The sequence below is a fragment of the Mycolicibacterium sp. XJ1819 genome (genome assembly GCF_053483675.1).
Genome location: NZ_JBEFST010000019.1, coordinates 46,607 through 62,877, shown reverse-complemented (window position 1 = coordinate 62,877; position 16,271 = coordinate 46,607). Strand labels below are relative to the sequence as shown.

The window sequence follows — 16,271 nt, the reverse complement described above, 5'->3', positions numbered from 1 at the left end:
GTCACGCCTCCTTCGCCAACTCGGCCAGCAGCTGTCGGCGCTGTGCCGCCAGTTGTGGAGTGATGTCGTGATAGACCGTGTCGAACACGTCGGCGACGTCGAAGTCCTCGACGCCGACGACCGCCGCGCGCAATTCGTCGCGCAGCCGCTTCGACCTGGCGGCCACCCGCTCCTCGAGGCGCTCGTCGTGCAGTCCGACCGACTGCAGATAGACGCGGTACCGGTGGATCGGATCTCGGGCGGCCCATTGCGCGACCTCGTCGTCGGACCGGTACCGGGCCGGGTCGTCGGACGTGGTGTGCGGCCCCATCCGGTAGGTGACCGCCTCGATCAACGTCGGGCCGCCTCCGGCGCGGGCGCGCTCGGCGGCTTCCGCGGTGACCGCGTAGCACGCCAACACGTCGTTGCCGTCCACCCGGATCCCGGGCATGCCGTAGCCGATCGCCCGCTGCGCGATCGACGGGGCCGCCATCTGCCGGCGGACCGGCACCGAGATCGCCCACCCGTTGTTCTGCACGAAGAACACGCACGGCGCGTTGAACACCGCCGCGAAGTTCAGTGCTTCGTGCGCGTCGCCCTCGCTGGTCGCGCCGTCGCCGAGAAACGCCACCGTCACCGAGTCCTCGCCGAGACGTTGCGCGGCCATCGCCGCGCCGACCGCGTGCAACCCGTGGGTTCCGATCGGGATCGCGATCGGCGCAACGCATTTGTCGGTGAAGCCCAAGCCGCCGTGCCACTTGCCCCGCCAGACCGCCCCGATCTGGGCCGGCGTGATGCCGCGCAGCAGAAACGCGCCGATCTCGCGGTACTGCGGAAACAGCCAGTCGGTCTTGCGTAGGCACGCCGCGGCGCCGATCTGCGCGGCCTCCTGCCCACGGCACGACGCGAACAGCGCCAACTCACCCTGGCGTTGCAGGTTGACGAACTCCGCGTCGAGATCGCGGGTCACGACCATGGTCTCGTAGAGCCAGCGAAGCGTCTCGGGGGGAAGGTCGCGGCGGTATCGGGTCTCGGAGGTCGGCGCGCCGTCCGGCGCGATGAGTTCAATCAACTCCGACACGTCAGCCATACCGCCTCCTAGGGTCACTGACGGCGGATCGCGCCGTCAGGCGACTGAGGTGCTCAGCACGGAGGCGATCAGAGCAAACCCCTGGTGGGAGGCCCGTCCGTCAGCTGCCGGGGTGTGGCGCCAACGCGACGATGCGCTCTGCTCGCCGCAGCACTGGGGCATCCACCATTATGCCCTCGAACTGGAAGACGCCGCGTTGATCACGAGCCGCGGCGAGCACGTGTCGCGCCCATTCGACCTGTTCGGCGCTCGGCGCATAGGCCGCGCGGATGACCTTCACCTGCGTCGGGTGGATCGCGACCTTCGCGTCGAAACCGACGGCCACGGCGTCGTCGGCCTCGGCGCGCAACCCGTCGAGGTCGTTGATGTCGAGGTAGACCGAGTCCAGCGCGAGCTTGCCGAACGCCTTGGCGGCCAGCAGGCTGCGGGAGCGCACGTGGGTGGCCACGTCTCGGTAGGTGCCGTCGGGCCACCGGTTGGCGGTGCCGCCGGTGACCGCGAACAGATCCTCGGCACCCCACATGACGGCGAGCGTGTTGTCGACCCGGGCGGTCTCGTCGACCACCAACGCGCCCAACGGCGTTTCGACGAGCACCACCACGCTGCGCGGCGCGAGGGAGGCGACCTGCTCGGCGGCCTCGGTCTTGGCCAGCATCACCGTCGAATACTCGGTGCGTGTCAGCGCCTGGCGATCGAGTTCGTGGTCGGGCGTACCGACCGGATTGACCCGCACCACCGTGCGCGCCGGGTCCAGCGGCGACGCGATCAGAGCCTCGCGGGCGGCCTCGCGGTCCTTGGCGGCCACCCCGTCTTCCAGGTCGAGGATGACGACATCTGCTGCCGCGGCGGCCTTTTCAAACCGCTCGGGTCGGTCGGCCGGGCAGAACAACCAGCCGGGCCCGGTCGCGCTCAACGTCATCAGGTTGTCCCCTCGGGCCGCATGCGCACCATCGTCTTGCGCGACGCGGTCGCCACGACTTCACCGTGCTGGTTGCGCCCGACGTGGGAGAAGGTGACGATGCCCTCCCCCGGTCTGCTCTTGGACGCCCGCTTGTCGAGCACCTCGGATTCGGCGTACAGCGTGTCACCGTGGAACAGCGGCTTCGGGAAAGCGATTTCGCCGAAGCCGAGGTTGCCGACGATGGTGCCCTGCGTCAGTTGCGCCACCGACAACCCGACCAGCGTGGACAACGTGAACATCGAGTTGACCAGTCGCTGGTTGAACGGCGGCAGCGCGTCGGAGAACGCCGCATCGAGGTGCAACGCCTGCGTGTTCATGGTCAGCGTGGTGAACAAGACGTTGTCGGCTTCGGTGATGGTGCGGCCGGGCCGGTGCTGGTAGAGCACCCCGGGTTCGAACTCCTCGAACCACAGGCCACGCTGGACCACCACCTTCTTGTCACTCACAGTCCGGCCTCCCGGGCGATCAACATCAACTGCACCTCCGTTGTCCCTTCACCGATTTCGAGAATCTTGCTGTCCCGGTAGTGGCGCGCCACGGGGTACTCGTTCATGAAACCGTAGCCGCCGAAGATCTGCGTGGCGTCGCGGGCGTTGTCCATGGCGGCCTCGCTGGCCACCATCTTGGCGATCGCCGCGGCCTTTTTGAACGGCTTACCCGCCAGCATCAGCGCGGCCGCGTCGTAATAGGTGGTGCGGGCGCTGTGCGCGCGCGCCTCCATCCGCGCGATCTTGAACGAGATCGCCTGGTAGCTACCGATCTTCTGACCGAACGCCTCGCGTTCCTTGGCGTAGCGCACGCATTCGTCGACGCAGCCCTGCGCCGCGCCGACCGACAGCGCGGCGATCGCGATGCGGCCCTCGTCGAGGATGCGCAGGAAGTTGGCGTAACCGCGACCCTGTTCACCGAGCAGGTTCTCCTGCGGCACCCGCACGTCGTCGAAGCTCAGCGGATGGGTGTCCGAGGCGTTCCAGCCGACCTTGTTGTAGGCCGGTTCGGCGGTGAAACCCGGTGTCGGAACGGGCACCAGAATCGAGGAGATCTCCTTCTTGCCCGCGGACTCCCCGGTGACGGCGGTGACGGTGACCAGTTTGGTGATGTCGGTTCCGGAGTTGGTGATGAACTGCTTGCTGCCGTTGATGACCCAGTGGCCGTCGTCGAGGCGCGCCGTGGTCTTGGTGGCGCCGGCGTCGGTGCCACCGCCGGCCTCGGTCAGTCCGAACGCGCCGAGCGCCTTGCCGCTGGCCAGCAGCGGCAGCCACTCCTGCTTCTGTTGCTCGTTGCCGAACCGGTACACCGGCATGGCGCCCAGCGACACCCCGGCCTCCAGGGTGATCGCGACGCTCTGGTCGACCTTGCCGAGTTCCTCCAGCGCCAGGCACAGCGCGAAGTAGTCGCCGCCCATGCCGCCGTACTCCTCGGGAAACGGCAGGCCGAACAGTCCCATGTCTGCCATCCCGGCCACGACCTCGTACGGGAACGAGTGTTCCTCGTCGTGTTTGGCCGACACCGGGGCCACTACCGACTGCGCGAAGTCGCGCACCGTCTTGGCAAGCTGCGCATAGTGATCGGGCAGGATGCCCGTCGCCAGAAAATCGCTCATGACTCTTCCTTCTGGATAGTGGTGACCCTCGCCAGCGGCTGGCCCACCTTCACCTGGTCGCCGACGGCGACGAGAAGTTCCACCACGCCCTCGACCGGCGCGGTCAGTGCGTGTTCCATCTTCATCGCCTCGACCGTCACCACGACGGCGCCGGCATCGACGTGCTGGCCGTCGGACACTCCCACGGCAACCACCGAACCCGGCATCGGACTGGTCAACTCGGCGTCACCGCTGTGTTCGTCGTCGGGACGCACGGGCGCCTCGCGCACCTCTTCGACCACAGCGGTGCGCCCGGCACCCGAGAGCCAGATCTGGCCGTCGGTGGCGGCCACGAGGTAGCGGGCGGTCAACCCGTCGACGGTGAGTGTCAGCCGATCTCCGGTCAACGACGCCGACAACGAATGCGGTTCGCGTTCCTCGACAGTCGCGGTGGCCGCCTGCGGTGTGCCGGTGAGGCGGACGTGCTCGGTGCGCTCGCCGGCCCGCAGCCGAAAGATCGTCGGTGCGTGCTCGCCCATCCGCCATCCCGACGGTGCCGCCCACACCTCGGGGCCCGCGGTGTGCCAGCGACGCACCCACTTGTAGGCCGCGGCGGCGATCAGTTCCTGGTCGGTTGGCTGGCCGGGGTCGAAGTCGGGGGTGCGACGGTCGAGCAGCCCGGTGTCCAGGCGTCCGGCGAGCACGTCGGGATCGGCCAGCAGGAAACGCAGGAACTCGATGTTGGTGGCGACCCCGAGTACCGCGGTGCCGGCCAGCGCCGTGTCGAGCGCGCGAATGGCCCCGGCCCGGTCCTCGGCGTGGGCGATGACCTTCGACAGCATCGGGTCGTAATCGCTGCCGATGACCATGCCACGGGCCAACCCGGAATCCACGCGCACCCCACGGCCTTCGGGTTCGGCCAGCTCCAGCACTGCGCCGCCGGTGGGCAAAAACCCGCGGCTGGGGTCCTCGGCGTAGACACGGGCCTCGACGGCGTGGCCGTGCATCGCGATGTCGTCCTGGGCGATCGAGAGCTTCTCGCCCGCGGCGATACGCACCTGCTGCTCGACGAGGTCGGTGCCGGTGACCAATTCGGTCACCGGGTGTTCGACCTGCAGCCGGGTGTTCATCTCCATGAAGAAGAACTCGTCGGGGCGGTCCGCGGACACGATGAACTCGACGGTGCCCGCGCCGGTGTAGTCGACGCTGCGGGCGGTGTCGCAGGCCGCCGCCCCGATCCTGGCCCGGGTCGCCGCGTCGAGCAGCGGCGAGGGCGCCTCCTCGATGACTTTCTGGTGGCGTCGCTGCAGGCTGCACTCGCGTTCGCCGAGATGCACCACGTTGCCGTAGCCGTCGGCGAGCACCTGCACTTCGATGTGGCGCGGGTTCAGCACGAACCGCTCGATGAACAACGTGTCGTCGCCGAAGGCGGCAGCGGCTTCGCGGCGCGCACTGGTCAGCGCGGCGGCCAACTCCGACGGGTCGCGCACCACCCGCATACCCTTGCCGCCGCCTCCCGCCGAGGGTTTGACCAGTACCGGAAAGCCGACGTCGTGAGCTCCGGCGATCAGGTCGTCATCGCTGAGGCCGGGCCGCGAGATGCCGGGCACCACCGGCACCCCGAACGCCGACACCGCGGCCTTCGCGGCGATCTTGTCGCCCATCGTCTGGATGGCCGCCGCGGGCGGGCCGATGAAGACCAGGCCAGCCGACTGCAGCACGGCCGCGAATTGCGCGTTCTCCGAGAGGAATCCGTAGCCGGGGTGCACGGCCTGCGCGCCGGTGCGCTGCGCGGCGGCCACCACCGCCTCGATGTCCAGATAGCTCTCACGGGCGGGGGCGGGGCCGATGTGCACCGCGGTGTCGGCCTCGGCGACGTGCCGGGCGCCGGCGTCGGCGTCGCTGAACACGGCGACCGAGCGGATTCCCATGGTGCGCAGCGTGCGGATCACGCGGACGGCGATCTCGCCGCGGTTGGCGATCAGGACAGTGTCGAAGGTCATCATCACATCCGGAACACGCCGTAGGAAACGGGATCGAGCGGCGCCTGGCCGACCACCGAGAGCGCAAGGCCCAAAACCGTTCTGGTGTCGGCGGGGTCAATCACGCCGTCGTCCCACAGCCGCGCCGTAGAGTAGTAGGGATTGCCCTGATGCTCGTACTGCGCGCGGATCGGAGCCTTGAACTGCTCTTCCTGTTCGGGGGTCATCTCCCCGCGCACGGTCGCCAGCACGGAGGCGGCCTGCTCCCCGCCCATCACCGAGATCCTGGCGTTGGGCCACATCCACAGGAAGCGCGGGGAATACGCCCGCCCACACATCGAGTAGTTGCCCGCGCCATAGGACCCGCCGATGACCACGGTCAGCTTCGGCACCCGCGCACAGGCCACCGCGGTGACCATCTTCGCGCCGTGCTTGGCGATCCCGCCCGCCTCGTAGTCACGGCCGACCATGAACCCGGAGATGTTCTGCAAGAACAGCAACGGGACGACCCGCTTGTCGCACAGTTCGATGAAATGCGCACCCTTGAGCGCCGATTCACTGAACAGCACGCCGTTGTTGGCCACGATGCCGACCGGGTGCCCGTGGATGCGGGCGAACCCGGTGACCAACGTGGCGCCGTACTCGGCCTTGAACTCGGCGAACTCGCCGCCGTCGACGATGCGGGTGATGACCTCGTGCACGTCGTAGGGCACCCGGGAGTCGACGGGGACGACGTCATACAGTTCGCTCTGGTCGGCGACGGCGTCGACGGTCGGCCTGACCTCCCACGGCACTTCGGTGCGCGGGCCCAGGGTGGACACGATGCGCCGAACGATGCGCAGCGCGTCGCGGTCGTCATGGGCCAGGTGGTCGGTGACACCGGAGGTCTTGGAGTGCAGGTCTCCGCCGCCGAGTTCCTCAGCGGTCACCACCTCGCCGGTCGCGGCCTTCACCAACGGCGGACCGCCGAGGAAGATGGTGCCCTGGTTGCGCACGATGACGGCCTCGTCGCTCATCGCGGGCACATAGGCCCCGCCGGCCGTGCATGAACCCAGTACCGCGGCGATCTGCGGGATGCCCTGGGCCGACAGCGTGGCCTGGTTGTAGAAGATGCGCCCGAAATGGTCGCGGTCGGGGAACACCTCGTCCTGCCGGGGCAGAAACGCACCGCCGGAGTCGACGAGATAGATGCAGGGCAGTCGGTTCTGGCCGGCGATCTCCTGGGCGCGCAAGTGCTTCTTGACCGTGATCGGGTAGTAGGTCCCACCCTTCACCGTCGCGTCGTTGGCCACGATCATGCACTCGCGGCCCGAGACCCGGCCGATGCCCGCGATCATCCCTGCGCCGGGGCATTCGTCGTCGTACATGCCGTCGGCGGCCAACGGCGCCAGTTCCAGAAACGGGCTGCCCGGATCCAGCAGACCGTCCACCCGGTCGCGGGGCAGCAGCTTGCCGCGGCTGACGTGGCGTTCCCGGGAGCGCTGCGAGCCGCCCAGCGCGGCGGCTGCCAACTTCGCGCGTAGCTCGCCGACCAGTGCGACGTGCTGCTCGCGGTGTGAGACCCGCGTTGTCATCGAGGCAAACCCGTTTCGGTTGAGTTAATGACGAATAACTCGTGGTATGTTAGTCACGATTAACCGAAATGTCCACACCCGGGTTGGAGGAGCGATGTCGGCCGAGCGCCAACCACTGGCCCCCGACACCACCCGGCGCGGCCGGGCGAAATCGGACCGCCGCTCGAAGCTACTCGCGGCCGCCGAACGCCTGATCGCCGACCGCGGCTATCTCGCGGTGCGACTGGAGGACATCGGCGCCGCCGCAGGCGTCAGCGGGCCGGCGATCTACCGGCACTTCCCCAACAAGGAAGCCCTGCTGGTCGAATTGCTCGTCGGCATCAGCGCCCGTCTTCTGGCCGGCGCCACCGAGGTCGTGTCGACGACCGACGATCCCGCGACCGCGTTGGACCGGTTGATCGACTTTCACCTCGACTTCGCGCTCGGTGAGCCAGACCTGATCCGCATCCAGGACCGCGATCTGGCGCATCTTCCCGACCGTGCCAAACGTCAAGTGCGCAAGGCGCAGCGGCAATACGTCGAGATCTGGGTGGACCAGTTGCGGCGCCGCGACGGCGTGCGAGAACTGGAGGCGCGCCTGATGGCGCACGCCGCGTTCGGCTTGATGAACTCCACCCCGCACGCCCTCAAAACCCACGGCGCCAACGGGATCGGCTCATCACACTCACGTGTGGTGTTGAGGGAGATGACGACGGCTGCGCTGTCGCCGAAAACTATATGTTGAGCGAGGCGGCGAAGACGATCGCCACGATGATCCCGGCAACCACGCTGACATAGGCGATGATCAGCCCCGCCAACGCAAGTGCGCCACCCTGTTCACCGGTGCGGCGTATCTGGCCGCGGGCCACATGCCCGAACGGGATGGCTAGCAGGGGAAACACGAACGCGAGGATGAGCGCGACGATGGCGAAGGTGTTGGTGTTCGGGTTGTACGGCCGCACGCCCACAGCCCGGTCGGCGGTCACCGGGGCGCCGTCGGGGGTGTACCCGACCACCGGGTAGATGGGCTGACCCTCGCGGGTATGGCCGATGGGCGCGGCGGCTTGATTCAGCGACGCCTTGCTGCGTGCCTGGCCCGTGACGATCAGTCCGATGGTTCCGCCGACGAAAAGCAGCAGACCCACGGGCAGCGCAACGGCAATACCGAGGACGAATCCCGCAACAGCCAGCACCACCCCCAGCACCATGGCGACGATCGACACTGTCACTGGGTGAAAACCTCCTGGGGCTGCGGCTATCAGATGATAACCGCAGCCCCAGGGCAGCCGGATCGTTTCACGTCGCCTCGCGGCGACGGGTCAACGTTTCATCGCGTCAGCGGTCAGTACCACGCTCGTCGGCCGGCGACCGGACGTCCCATGCTTCCCATCAGCCAGAACACCGCGCCGATGACGATCAGCGCGACGCCGACATACATCAGCGGGGTCCAGATGAAATATCCCAGTATGGCCAGGATGATCCCGAGCACAATCATTGCGTCACTCCTTCATGAGTAGCAGTTGCTGTCACGCAACGGCTTTCGGATACGACCCGGACGCACTGGGCTCCGGGATGTTGCAGTCGACTTTGGGATTCACACCCGCGTAGTTGAGCGGACCGACCAGGACGGTCAGGGCCACTCGCGCCGCGGTGCCGCAGTTGGCGTCGCCCGTCGAGAAGTAGTCGCGCTGATAGGCTGCCAGCACTCCGATCAGCAACCAGATAAGCACGACGACACCGATAATTCCTCGCATGCTCCGCCTCCATCCGTGTGGCACACCGCCATCGACGTAGCTCTGCTTTACCCTCAAGACAATTTCGATAAACCCCGAACGCGCGGCACGATTGCGTCAGGAAGCAACAGCCTGCGGGAATACCGCGAGAAGCCATTCGAGCATGGCTTTGAGCAGAACCGCCCGGTTCTCGCGCCGGTCGATCTCGTGCCCGTCGTCGTCGAACATCAGCAGTTCGGTTCTGCGGTCGCGGGCGCGTAACGCCTCGAACATCTGCAGGGACTCGGTGGGCGGGACGTTGGTGTCGTTGGCGCCGTGCACAAGCAACAGCGGGGCGCGCAGCACGTCCACCCGCTCCAGCGGCGAGAGTTGCTCCAGCAGTTCCCGGTCGCCGACCGGGTGGCCGTACTTCGGATAGGCCGCCGCGGCGATCCACGGTTCGGTGGTGCGATACCAGGAGTTCAGATCGCTCATCCCGCAGATGCTGATACCCGCGGCGAACTGATCGGGATGAAAGGTCAACGCCGCCTGCGTCAGATAGCCGCCGTAGGACCAGCCGCAGCACGCGATGCGATCAGCGGGCACCACCCCGGCATCGACGAGAAAGCCTGCGGCGTCTGCGACGTCGTCGATCGCGGCGAAGCGTCGCTCCTTGTCGTCGGCATGCATGAACGAACGACCGAACCCGCCCGAGCCGCGCACGTTGGGCAAGAACACCGCGATGCCCGCCGCGAGCAACTGCGGGAAGAACTCGTTGTAGCCGGGCCTGCCCTGCCCCTCGGGCCCACCGTGCAGGAAGAGCATCGCGCCGATCGTGTCGACGGTGTCGGCGGGGCGAAACAGCCAACCGGTGAATTCCATGCCGTCGCGGGCGGTGATCTTTTCCAGGGTCGGATCGGCGCTCTTCGGCCCGAGGCTGGGTTCGCGGTCTACCGGCTGCCACTCGCCGGTGCGTGGATCGACCAGTTCCACCGTCGGTGGAGTCGACGGACCCTCCACGGTCAGCGCCAACATCGACCCTCCCGCGCTGATGCTCAGCTGGCTGGCCACCATGTCGGGCAACGGAATCGGCGGGTGCATGAAGTTGTCGGCCAGCTCCAGGATCTGTAATTGGCTGGCGCCGTAGATATTCCACAGCATGGCGACGGTGGACATATCGTCGCTGACGGTGAACTCGTCGAGTTCGAAATCTTCCCGTTCGGCGAGCACGTGGTAGGAGACGCCCTCGGGGGTGGCGATGACCTCGAGGAGCCGGGCGTACTCGGCACCGTTCTCGCTGCGGATCAGTGCGCGCACGTAGCCGTCGGCGCTGTCGTCCGGGAAGGTGGTCGCCGGTTGGTACAGCTCGGTGTGCTCGCCTTCCAGCCCGGTTCGCAGCCGTCGCGGCCCGTGGTCGTCGAGGATGATGCCCTCGTCCGTGGTGGATCCCGGATCGTATGGCAGCAACGCGATCTCGGTCCCGCCGCGCAACAGGATCAGTTCGCGGTAACCGCGTGGTCCGACCCGGACCAGGGCCGCCCCGGCCCACGCGTCGACCAGCCGGCCGGCCGAGCGTCGATCCAGCACCACCGTCGTACCGTCGGCGGGGTCGATCAGACACGAGCTGCCGACGCCGTCGTCGCCGGTCAGGATGGCCGCCACCCGGGTGCCGTCCCAATTGATCAGCTCGGCGGTTCCGTCCTGGGGCGCCTCCGGCCACGAATCGATGCGTCGGGCGTCTCGGTCGTCGGGATCGGTTGTGACGACCCAGATCTGGCTACGCGTGCTGCCGTCGGGAGCGACCTGACAGGCCAGCCAGCGCCCGTCGGCGGAGTGCAGAACGCGGGTGACGGGACCTTCTACGGGCAGTTCGACGTCCCGCGACGACGTGGCCCGCCATCCACGCAGGAAGCGCTGCACGGCCCGCGGGAAACCGCCGTCGTCCACCAGATGCGCGAAGGCGGTGGCATCCGGCGACATCGACGCGCCGTAAACCCGGCGGATTTGATCTCCCACGGAGCCAATTGTCCATGCCCGGGCCGGGGGGCGGGTAGTTCCGACGACACCGAGTGAGGCACGTCGCGTCGCCGATCCGCCCGGCTGGGGGCGGCTTGAGCGGATGCACAGGTACCCTCGCAGCCATGAGGTGGGCATGACCGATTCACCATCCCGCAGGGGTGAGGAGCAATCGGGTTACCCCGGACAGGGCCCGGCCGGCGGTGGCTACCCCGGATACCCCGATCCTGCGTACGCCAGTCAGACCGGGTACGGGCCCACCTACCAGGCCCCGTCGGCGCCGGCGCCGACCGAGCAGGTACCGCCGAACTCGCCGTACGGCTACGACCCATACGCGACGGGCACCTACGGGCATTACAGGACGCAGTACCCGCCGGAGGGGCCGGCCGGGCCGCCGCCGGAGGAACCGAAGTCGCCGCGCTGGCTGTGGGTGGTCGCGGGCATCGCGGTGGTCACCGTCATCGGGCTGGTGATCGCGCTGGTGATCGTCAACAGTTCGCGTCAGGAGACCCTCGTCGCGCCGCTGCCGTCGATGCCGGAACCCAGCACCACCACGCGCCCGCCGACCACCACGCGAACGCCGAGCATGCCGGTGGTCCCGGCGCCCACCACGCCGCGGGTACCGCCGACCACCGGCACCACCCCCGCCGGGCCGACGGAAACGGTGGTCTACACCGTCAGCGGAGACGGCCGTGCGATCAACATCACCTACGTCGACACCGGCGGCCTGCTGCAGACCGAGTTCAACGTGATGCTGCCGTGGAGCAAGGAAGTCGAGCTCGCCGATCCCGCCGAGGCGTCCGCGAGCATCAGCATCATCAACGTCGGCCGCGAGGTGAACTGTTCGATCACCGTCAACGGTGTCGTCGTCGAACAACGCACCGGCGCGGGCCTGACCATCTGCACCGCGCTCGGTTAACCCACCCGCGCCACGCGGGGCACCCTCACCGCCAGCATCGCCAGCAGCCCCGCGGTGAGCACCACCAGCAGCCCGCCCATCCCCGCCCGGTCGGTGCCGAAGATCGCGATGAACGCCGAGAACAGCACCGGCGCCAGGTACGTCACCGCGCGCCCGGTGGTGGTGTAGAGACCGAAGGCGACACCCTCCTTGCCGTCGGCCGACATGCGTAGCATCTGCGTGCGTGCGGCCGACAAGGTGGGCCCGATGAACAGGCATAACGCCAGCCCGCAAGCCCAGAACGCCAGCGCCCCATCCAGGGTCATCAGGGTCAGGCCGACGGCGATCATCGCGGCCAGCGAGACGACGATGACGGGTTTGGCGCCGAACCGGTCATCGAGCCGACCGCCGACGACGGCACCGATCGCCGCGATCGTGCTGGCGCTGACCCCGAACAGCAGCACGTCGGCCTGGGATACGCCGTAGACCCGCACGCCCAGCACCGCGCCGAACGCGAAGATCCCGGCGAGCCCGTCGCGGAAGATCGCGCTGGCCATCAGGTAGTAGACGATGTTGTGGTCGCGGCGCCATTCACTGCGCAGATCGGTCCACAGCTTGCGATATCCGCCGATGAACCCGAAGGCCCGACGGTCGCCGGCCGGGCCCGACGGCGTGCTGGGCACCGCGACCAGCACCGGCAGTGCGAACAGCCCGAACCACAGCGCGGTGAAAACCATGGCGGCCCTGACGTTCTGGCCGTCATCGACCGGCAGACCCAACATCCCGCCGTCACCGGAGATGAACCCCAGATAGACCACCAGCAACAACGCGACGCTGCCGAAATAGCCCAGCCCCAAACCGAATCCAGAGATCTGACCGGAGGTCTGTGGCGTCGACAGCTGGCGCAGCATCGCGTTGTACGGCACGGTGGCCAGTTCGTTGCACGCCGAGGCGGCGCCGAGCAGCAACAGCCCGAGCGCCAGATACCGGTAGTCGTCGCGGACCAGGCTCATCGCCGAGGTCAGCACCACCGCCAGCGTGCTGAGCACGGCGAGCACTCGGCGCCGCCGCCACGGCGCGTCCACCCACACCCCCGTCACCGGCGCCAGCAGGGCGACCACCACACCGGCCGCGCCCAGCGCCCAGCCCAGCCAGCTGGTGGCGCTGAGGTTGCCGGGCAGGTCGTCGCCGACGGCATTGGTCAGGTAGATGGAGAACACGAAGGTCACCGCCACCGCGTTCAGCCCGGTCGCGCCGAAGTCCCACAACGCCCACGAGACGATCTGCGGCCGACCCGCGGATGGCACGGACGGCTGGCCTGAATCGGGTCGCTGGCTCATGGTTCGCCCACGATATAGTCCGGCGCATGCCAGTACCCGCTCCCAGCGCCGACGCCCGCGCGGTGGTCACCGGCGCGTCGCAGAACATCGGTGAGGCGCTGGCCGCCGAACTCGCCGCCCGCGGGCACCACCTGATCATCACCGCACGTCGCGAAGAGGTGCTGCGGGAGTTGGCCGACCGGCTCACCCAGCAGTACGGCGTGACCGTAGAGGTCCGCCCGGTCGATCTGGCCGATCCCACCGAGCGCACCGCGCTGTGCGACGAGTTGGCCATCCGCAACATCTCGATCCTGTGCGCCAACGCCGGCACTGCGACGTTCGGACCGGTGGCCTCGCTGGATCCCGCGGACGAGAAGGCCCAAGTTCAGCTCAACGTGCTCGGCGTGCACGACCTGGTGCTGGCCGTGCTGCCCGGGATGGTCGAACGCAAGGCCGGCGGCATCTTGATTTCCGGTTCGGCGGCGGGCAATTCGCCGATCCCCAACAACGCCACCTACGCCGCGACCAAGGCGTTCGTCAACACGTTCAGCGAGTCGCTGCGCGGTGAGCTCAAGAAGATCGGCGTGCACGTGACGCTGCTCGCCCCCGGCCCGGTGCGTGAAACCCTGCCCGACGTCGAGGAGCAGTCGCTGGTCGAGAAGGTGATTCCGGACTTTCTGTGGATCTCCACCCAGTACACCGCGAAGACCTCTCTGGATGCGTTGGAGCGCAACAAGATGCGGGTGGTCCCCGGTATCACGTCAAAGGCGATGTCGGTGGCCAGCGGCTACAGCCCGCGCGCGATCGTGACGCCGATCGTCGGCGCGGTGTACAAAAAGCTCGCCGGCGACTGAGTCAGCGGCGGCGGCGACGACGACGGCTGGTGCCGAAGATGCTGCGGGTGATCTCGCGGCCGATAACGGTGCCCGCCGAGCGCATCGCGCTCTTGAACGCCGGGCTGTCCATCACCTTCTCGAGCATGCCGGGTTCGGCGGCACCCCGACTGGTCACCCGCCCCTCGGCGGTCACTCCCCCCATGTCGACGGGCGGCGGCAGCGACGGGTCGGCGGCCGGCGGCGACGGCTCGGCGACCGGCGGCGGCGCCAGCTTGGCCGCGAGCCGCTCGTAGGCCGAGTCGCGGTCGACGGTCTGGCCGTACTCGGCCTGCAGCGGGCTGGCCTTGGCGGCCGCCGCGATGGCCTCGGGCCCGATGGTGTCCATCAGCGAGCGCGGCGCACGCATCCGCGTCCACGCGACCGGGGTGGGCGCGCCCTTCTCCGAGAGCACGGTGACCACCGCCTCGCCGATGCCCAGCGACGTCAGCGCCTCCTCGAGGTCGTAGACGTCGGTCTTGGGGTAGGTGCGCACGGTCTTGGACAACGCCTTCTGGTCGTCGGGGGTGAACGCGCGCAGGGCGTGCTGGATGCGGGCGCCCAACTGCGACAGCACGTCGTTGGGCACATCCGTGGGCAGCTGGGTGCAGAAGAACACCCCGACGCCCTTGGAGCGGATCAGCTTGACGGTCTGCTCCACCTGCTCGAGGAAGGCCTTGGACGCGTCGGTGAACAGCAGATGGGCCTCGTCGAAGAAGAACACCAGCTTGGGCTTGTCCAGATCGCCGACCTCGGGCAGCGAGGTGAACAGATCGGCGAGCACCCACATCAGAAACGTCGAGAACATCACCGGCCGGGTGGCCTGCTCGCCGACCTCGAGCAGGGTGATGACGCCGCGGCCCTGGTCGTCGAGGCGCATCAGGTCCTCGGGTTCGAGTTCGGGCTCGCCGAAGAAGGTGTCGCCGCCGTCGGCCTCGAGGTTGACCAGCGCACGCAGGATCACCCCCGCGGTCGTCGACGACACCGCCCCCAGCGCCTTGAGTTCGGGCTTGCCCTCGTCGCTGGTGAGGAACTGGATGACCGCGCGCAGATCCTTCAGATCCAGCAGCGGCAGACCCTTCTGGTCGGCCCAGTGAAAGATCAGGCCGAGCGTGGACTCCTGGGTTTGGTTGAGTCCCAACACCTTCGACAACAGAATCGGGCCGAAGCTGGAGATGGTGGCACGCACCGGCACACCGATGCCGGTGGTGCCCAGCGACAAGAACTCCACCGGGTAGCCGGTCGGCGCCCAGGCGTCGTCGGTGTCGGTGGCGCGCTGCTGGATCTTGTCGTTGTCCTCCCCCGGACGCGACAGTCCCGACAGGTCGCCCTTGACGTCGGCCATCAGGCACGGCACGCCGGCCGCGGACAGCTGCTCGGCAATCACCTGTAACGACTTGGTTTTGCCCGTACCGGTCGCACCGGCGACGAGGCCGTGCCGGTTGATGGTGGCCAGCGGGATGCGGACCTGCGCGGACGGGTCACAGACCCCGTCGACGACGACGGCGCCCAACTCGAGGGCCTGACCCTCGACGTGGTAACCGGCGGCGATCTGCTGTGCGGGCGTGACACTCGAGTCGGTAGCCATGATCGAAAACAGTACTGTGATCGCTGTGCGCGACGAACTGGTGTGGATCGACTGTGAGATGACCGGGCTGGATCTGAAGAACGACCGGCTCATCGAGATCGCGGTACTTGTCACAGATGCCGACCTCAACGTCCTGGGCGACGGTATCGACGTGGTGATTCACGCCGACGACCACGCGCTGTCGTCGATGATCGACGTGGTCAAGGACATGCACGACCGGTCGGGACTGACCGAGGAGGTGCGCGCCTCGACCGTCGACGTGGCCGAGGCCGAGGAACTGGTGCTCGACTACATCCGCACCCACGTCAAGCAGGCCAAGACCGCGCCGCTGGCCGGCAACTCGATCGCCACCGACCGCGGCTTCATCGCCCGGGACATGCCCACGCTCGACGACTTCCTGCATTACCGGATGATCGACGTCAGCTCGATCAAGGAGCTATGCAGGCGGTGGTACCCGCGGATCTACTTCGGCCAGCCGGAGAAGGGCCTGGCGCACCGCGCGCTGGCCGACATCCACGAGTCGATCCGCGAGCTCAAGTACTACCGACGCACGGCCTTCGTGCCCCCACCAGGGCCGTCGACCAGCGATATCGCGGCCATCGCGGCGGAGTTGGGGGTACCTGACGCCACCGCGGATACTGAACCCGACACCGTCGATTCGGCCGCCGAGCATCCAAGCGGCTAGTATCGACGACGCCGCCTGCGAACAGCGCGCGGCA

At 68.0% G+C, this 16,271-nt stretch carries 16 protein-coding genes; 4 read left to right on the top strand and 12 right to left on the bottom strand.

Annotated features, from left to right (window positions below):
- Position 1: 1 nt before the first annotated feature.
- From pdhA to ABQE89_RS20445, 6 genes are all read right to left on the bottom strand, one after another.
- Positions 2-1,069 carry a pyruvate dehydrogenase (acetyl-transferring) E1 component subunit alpha gene (gene pdhA, locus ABQE89_RS20470; protein WP_448419975.1) on the bottom strand — a complete coding sequence of 356 codons (1,068 nt, stop codon included), beginning with the start codon at positions 1,067-1,069 and terminating at the stop codon, positions 2-4.
- A gap of 100 nt (positions 1,070-1,169) precedes the next feature.
- The gene (locus ABQE89_RS20465; RefSeq protein ID WP_448419973.1) at positions 1,170-1,988 is read right to left on the bottom strand and encodes an HpcH/HpaI aldolase/citrate lyase family protein; all 819 of its coding nucleotides are present in this window, start codon (positions 1,986-1,988) and stop codon (positions 1,170-1,172) included.
- Positions 1,988-2,476 (bottom strand): MaoC family dehydratase, encoded by a 489-nt coding sequence (locus tag ABQE89_RS20460; RefSeq protein WP_448419971.1) that lies wholly within the window; start codon positions 2,474-2,476, stop codon positions 1,988-1,990. Before ABQE89_RS20460 ends, ABQE89_RS20465 begins: the two co-directional genes overlap by 1 nt.
- A complete protein-coding gene (locus ABQE89_RS20455; RefSeq protein ID WP_448419969.1) occupies positions 2,473-3,633 on the bottom strand; it encodes an acyl-CoA dehydrogenase family protein in 1,161 nt (386 codons plus the stop codon). Before ABQE89_RS20455 ends, ABQE89_RS20460 begins: the two co-directional genes overlap by 4 nt.
- Positions 3,630-5,615, bottom strand: a complete 1,986-nt coding sequence (locus ABQE89_RS20450; protein ID WP_448419967.1) for an acetyl/propionyl/methylcrotonyl-CoA carboxylase subunit alpha — start codon at positions 5,613-5,615, stop codon at positions 3,630-3,632. Before ABQE89_RS20450 ends, ABQE89_RS20455 begins: the two co-directional genes overlap by 4 nt.
- A gap of 2 nt (positions 5,616-5,617) precedes the next feature.
- Positions 5,618-7,168 (bottom strand): carboxyl transferase domain-containing protein, encoded by a 1,551-nt coding sequence (locus tag ABQE89_RS20445; RefSeq protein ID WP_448419965.1) that lies wholly within the window; start codon positions 7,166-7,168, stop codon positions 5,618-5,620.
- Positions 7,169-7,262: 94 nt separating this feature from the next.
- Between ABQE89_RS20445 and ABQE89_RS20440 the strand changes: the two genes are divergently transcribed.
- Positions 7,263-7,892, top strand: a complete 630-nt coding sequence (locus ABQE89_RS20440; protein WP_448419963.1) for an SACE_7040 family transcriptional regulator — start codon at positions 7,263-7,265, stop codon at positions 7,890-7,892.
- Here ABQE89_RS20440 and ABQE89_RS20435 read toward each other — a convergent pair.
- The 4 genes from ABQE89_RS20435 to ABQE89_RS20420 form a co-directional block, all read right to left on the bottom strand.
- Complete coding sequence (locus ABQE89_RS20435) at positions 7,882-8,376, bottom strand: DUF4190 domain-containing protein (RefSeq protein ID WP_448419961.1); 495 nt, start codon at positions 8,374-8,376, stop codon at positions 7,882-7,884. The two genes, ABQE89_RS20440 and ABQE89_RS20435, sit on opposite strands and share 11 nt — an antisense overlap.
- 113 nt (positions 8,377-8,489) lie before the next feature.
- Complete coding sequence (locus tag ABQE89_RS20430) at positions 8,490-8,642, bottom strand: DUF6131 family protein (RefSeq protein ID WP_448419959.1); 153 nt, start codon at positions 8,640-8,642, stop codon at positions 8,490-8,492.
- 31 nt (positions 8,643-8,673) lie between these two features.
- Positions 8,674-8,901, bottom strand: coding sequence for a hypothetical protein (locus ABQE89_RS20425; protein ID WP_448419958.1), 228 nt, complete (start codon positions 8,899-8,901; stop codon positions 8,674-8,676).
- 96 nt (positions 8,902-8,997) lie between these two features.
- Positions 8,998-10,839, bottom strand: a complete 1,842-nt coding sequence (locus ABQE89_RS20420) for an alpha/beta hydrolase family protein (RefSeq protein ID WP_448420073.1) — start codon at positions 10,837-10,839, stop codon at positions 8,998-9,000.
- 172 nt (positions 10,840-11,011) lie between these two features.
- Here ABQE89_RS20420 and ABQE89_RS20415 point away from each other — a divergent pair, with 172 nt between their 5' ends.
- The gene (locus tag ABQE89_RS20415) at positions 11,012-11,794 is read left to right on the top strand and encodes an MmpS family transport accessory protein (protein ID WP_448419956.1); all 783 of its coding nucleotides are present in this window, start codon (positions 11,012-11,014) and stop codon (positions 11,792-11,794) included.
- Here the strand turns inward: ABQE89_RS20415 and ABQE89_RS20410 are convergent.
- Positions 11,791-13,113: an MFS transporter gene (locus ABQE89_RS20410; protein ID WP_448419954.1), complete on the bottom strand. Its 1,323-nt coding sequence runs from the start codon at positions 13,111-13,113 to the stop codon at positions 11,791-11,793. The genes ABQE89_RS20415 and ABQE89_RS20410 overlap by 4 nt on opposite strands.
- A 26-nt stretch (positions 13,114-13,139) precedes the next feature.
- Here ABQE89_RS20410 and cmrA point away from each other — a divergent pair, with 26 nt between their 5' ends.
- Positions 13,140-13,946, top strand: a complete 807-nt coding sequence (gene cmrA / locus ABQE89_RS20405) for a mycolate reductase (RefSeq protein WP_448419952.1) — start codon at positions 13,140-13,142, stop codon at positions 13,944-13,946.
- Between the two features lies 1 nt (position 13,947).
- Here the strand turns inward: cmrA and ABQE89_RS20400 are convergent, their stop codons facing one another.
- On the bottom strand, positions 13,948-15,552 hold the full coding sequence (locus tag ABQE89_RS20400) for a helicase HerA-like domain-containing protein (protein WP_448419950.1): 1,605 nt from the start codon (positions 15,550-15,552) through the stop codon (positions 13,948-13,950).
- A 25-nt stretch (positions 15,553-15,577) separates the two neighbouring features.
- Between ABQE89_RS20400 and orn the strand changes: the two genes are divergently transcribed.
- Complete coding sequence (gene orn, locus ABQE89_RS20395) at positions 15,578-16,237, top strand: oligoribonuclease (protein ID WP_448419948.1); 660 nt, start codon at positions 15,578-15,580, stop codon at positions 16,235-16,237.
- Positions 16,238-16,271: the final 34 nt, after the last annotated feature.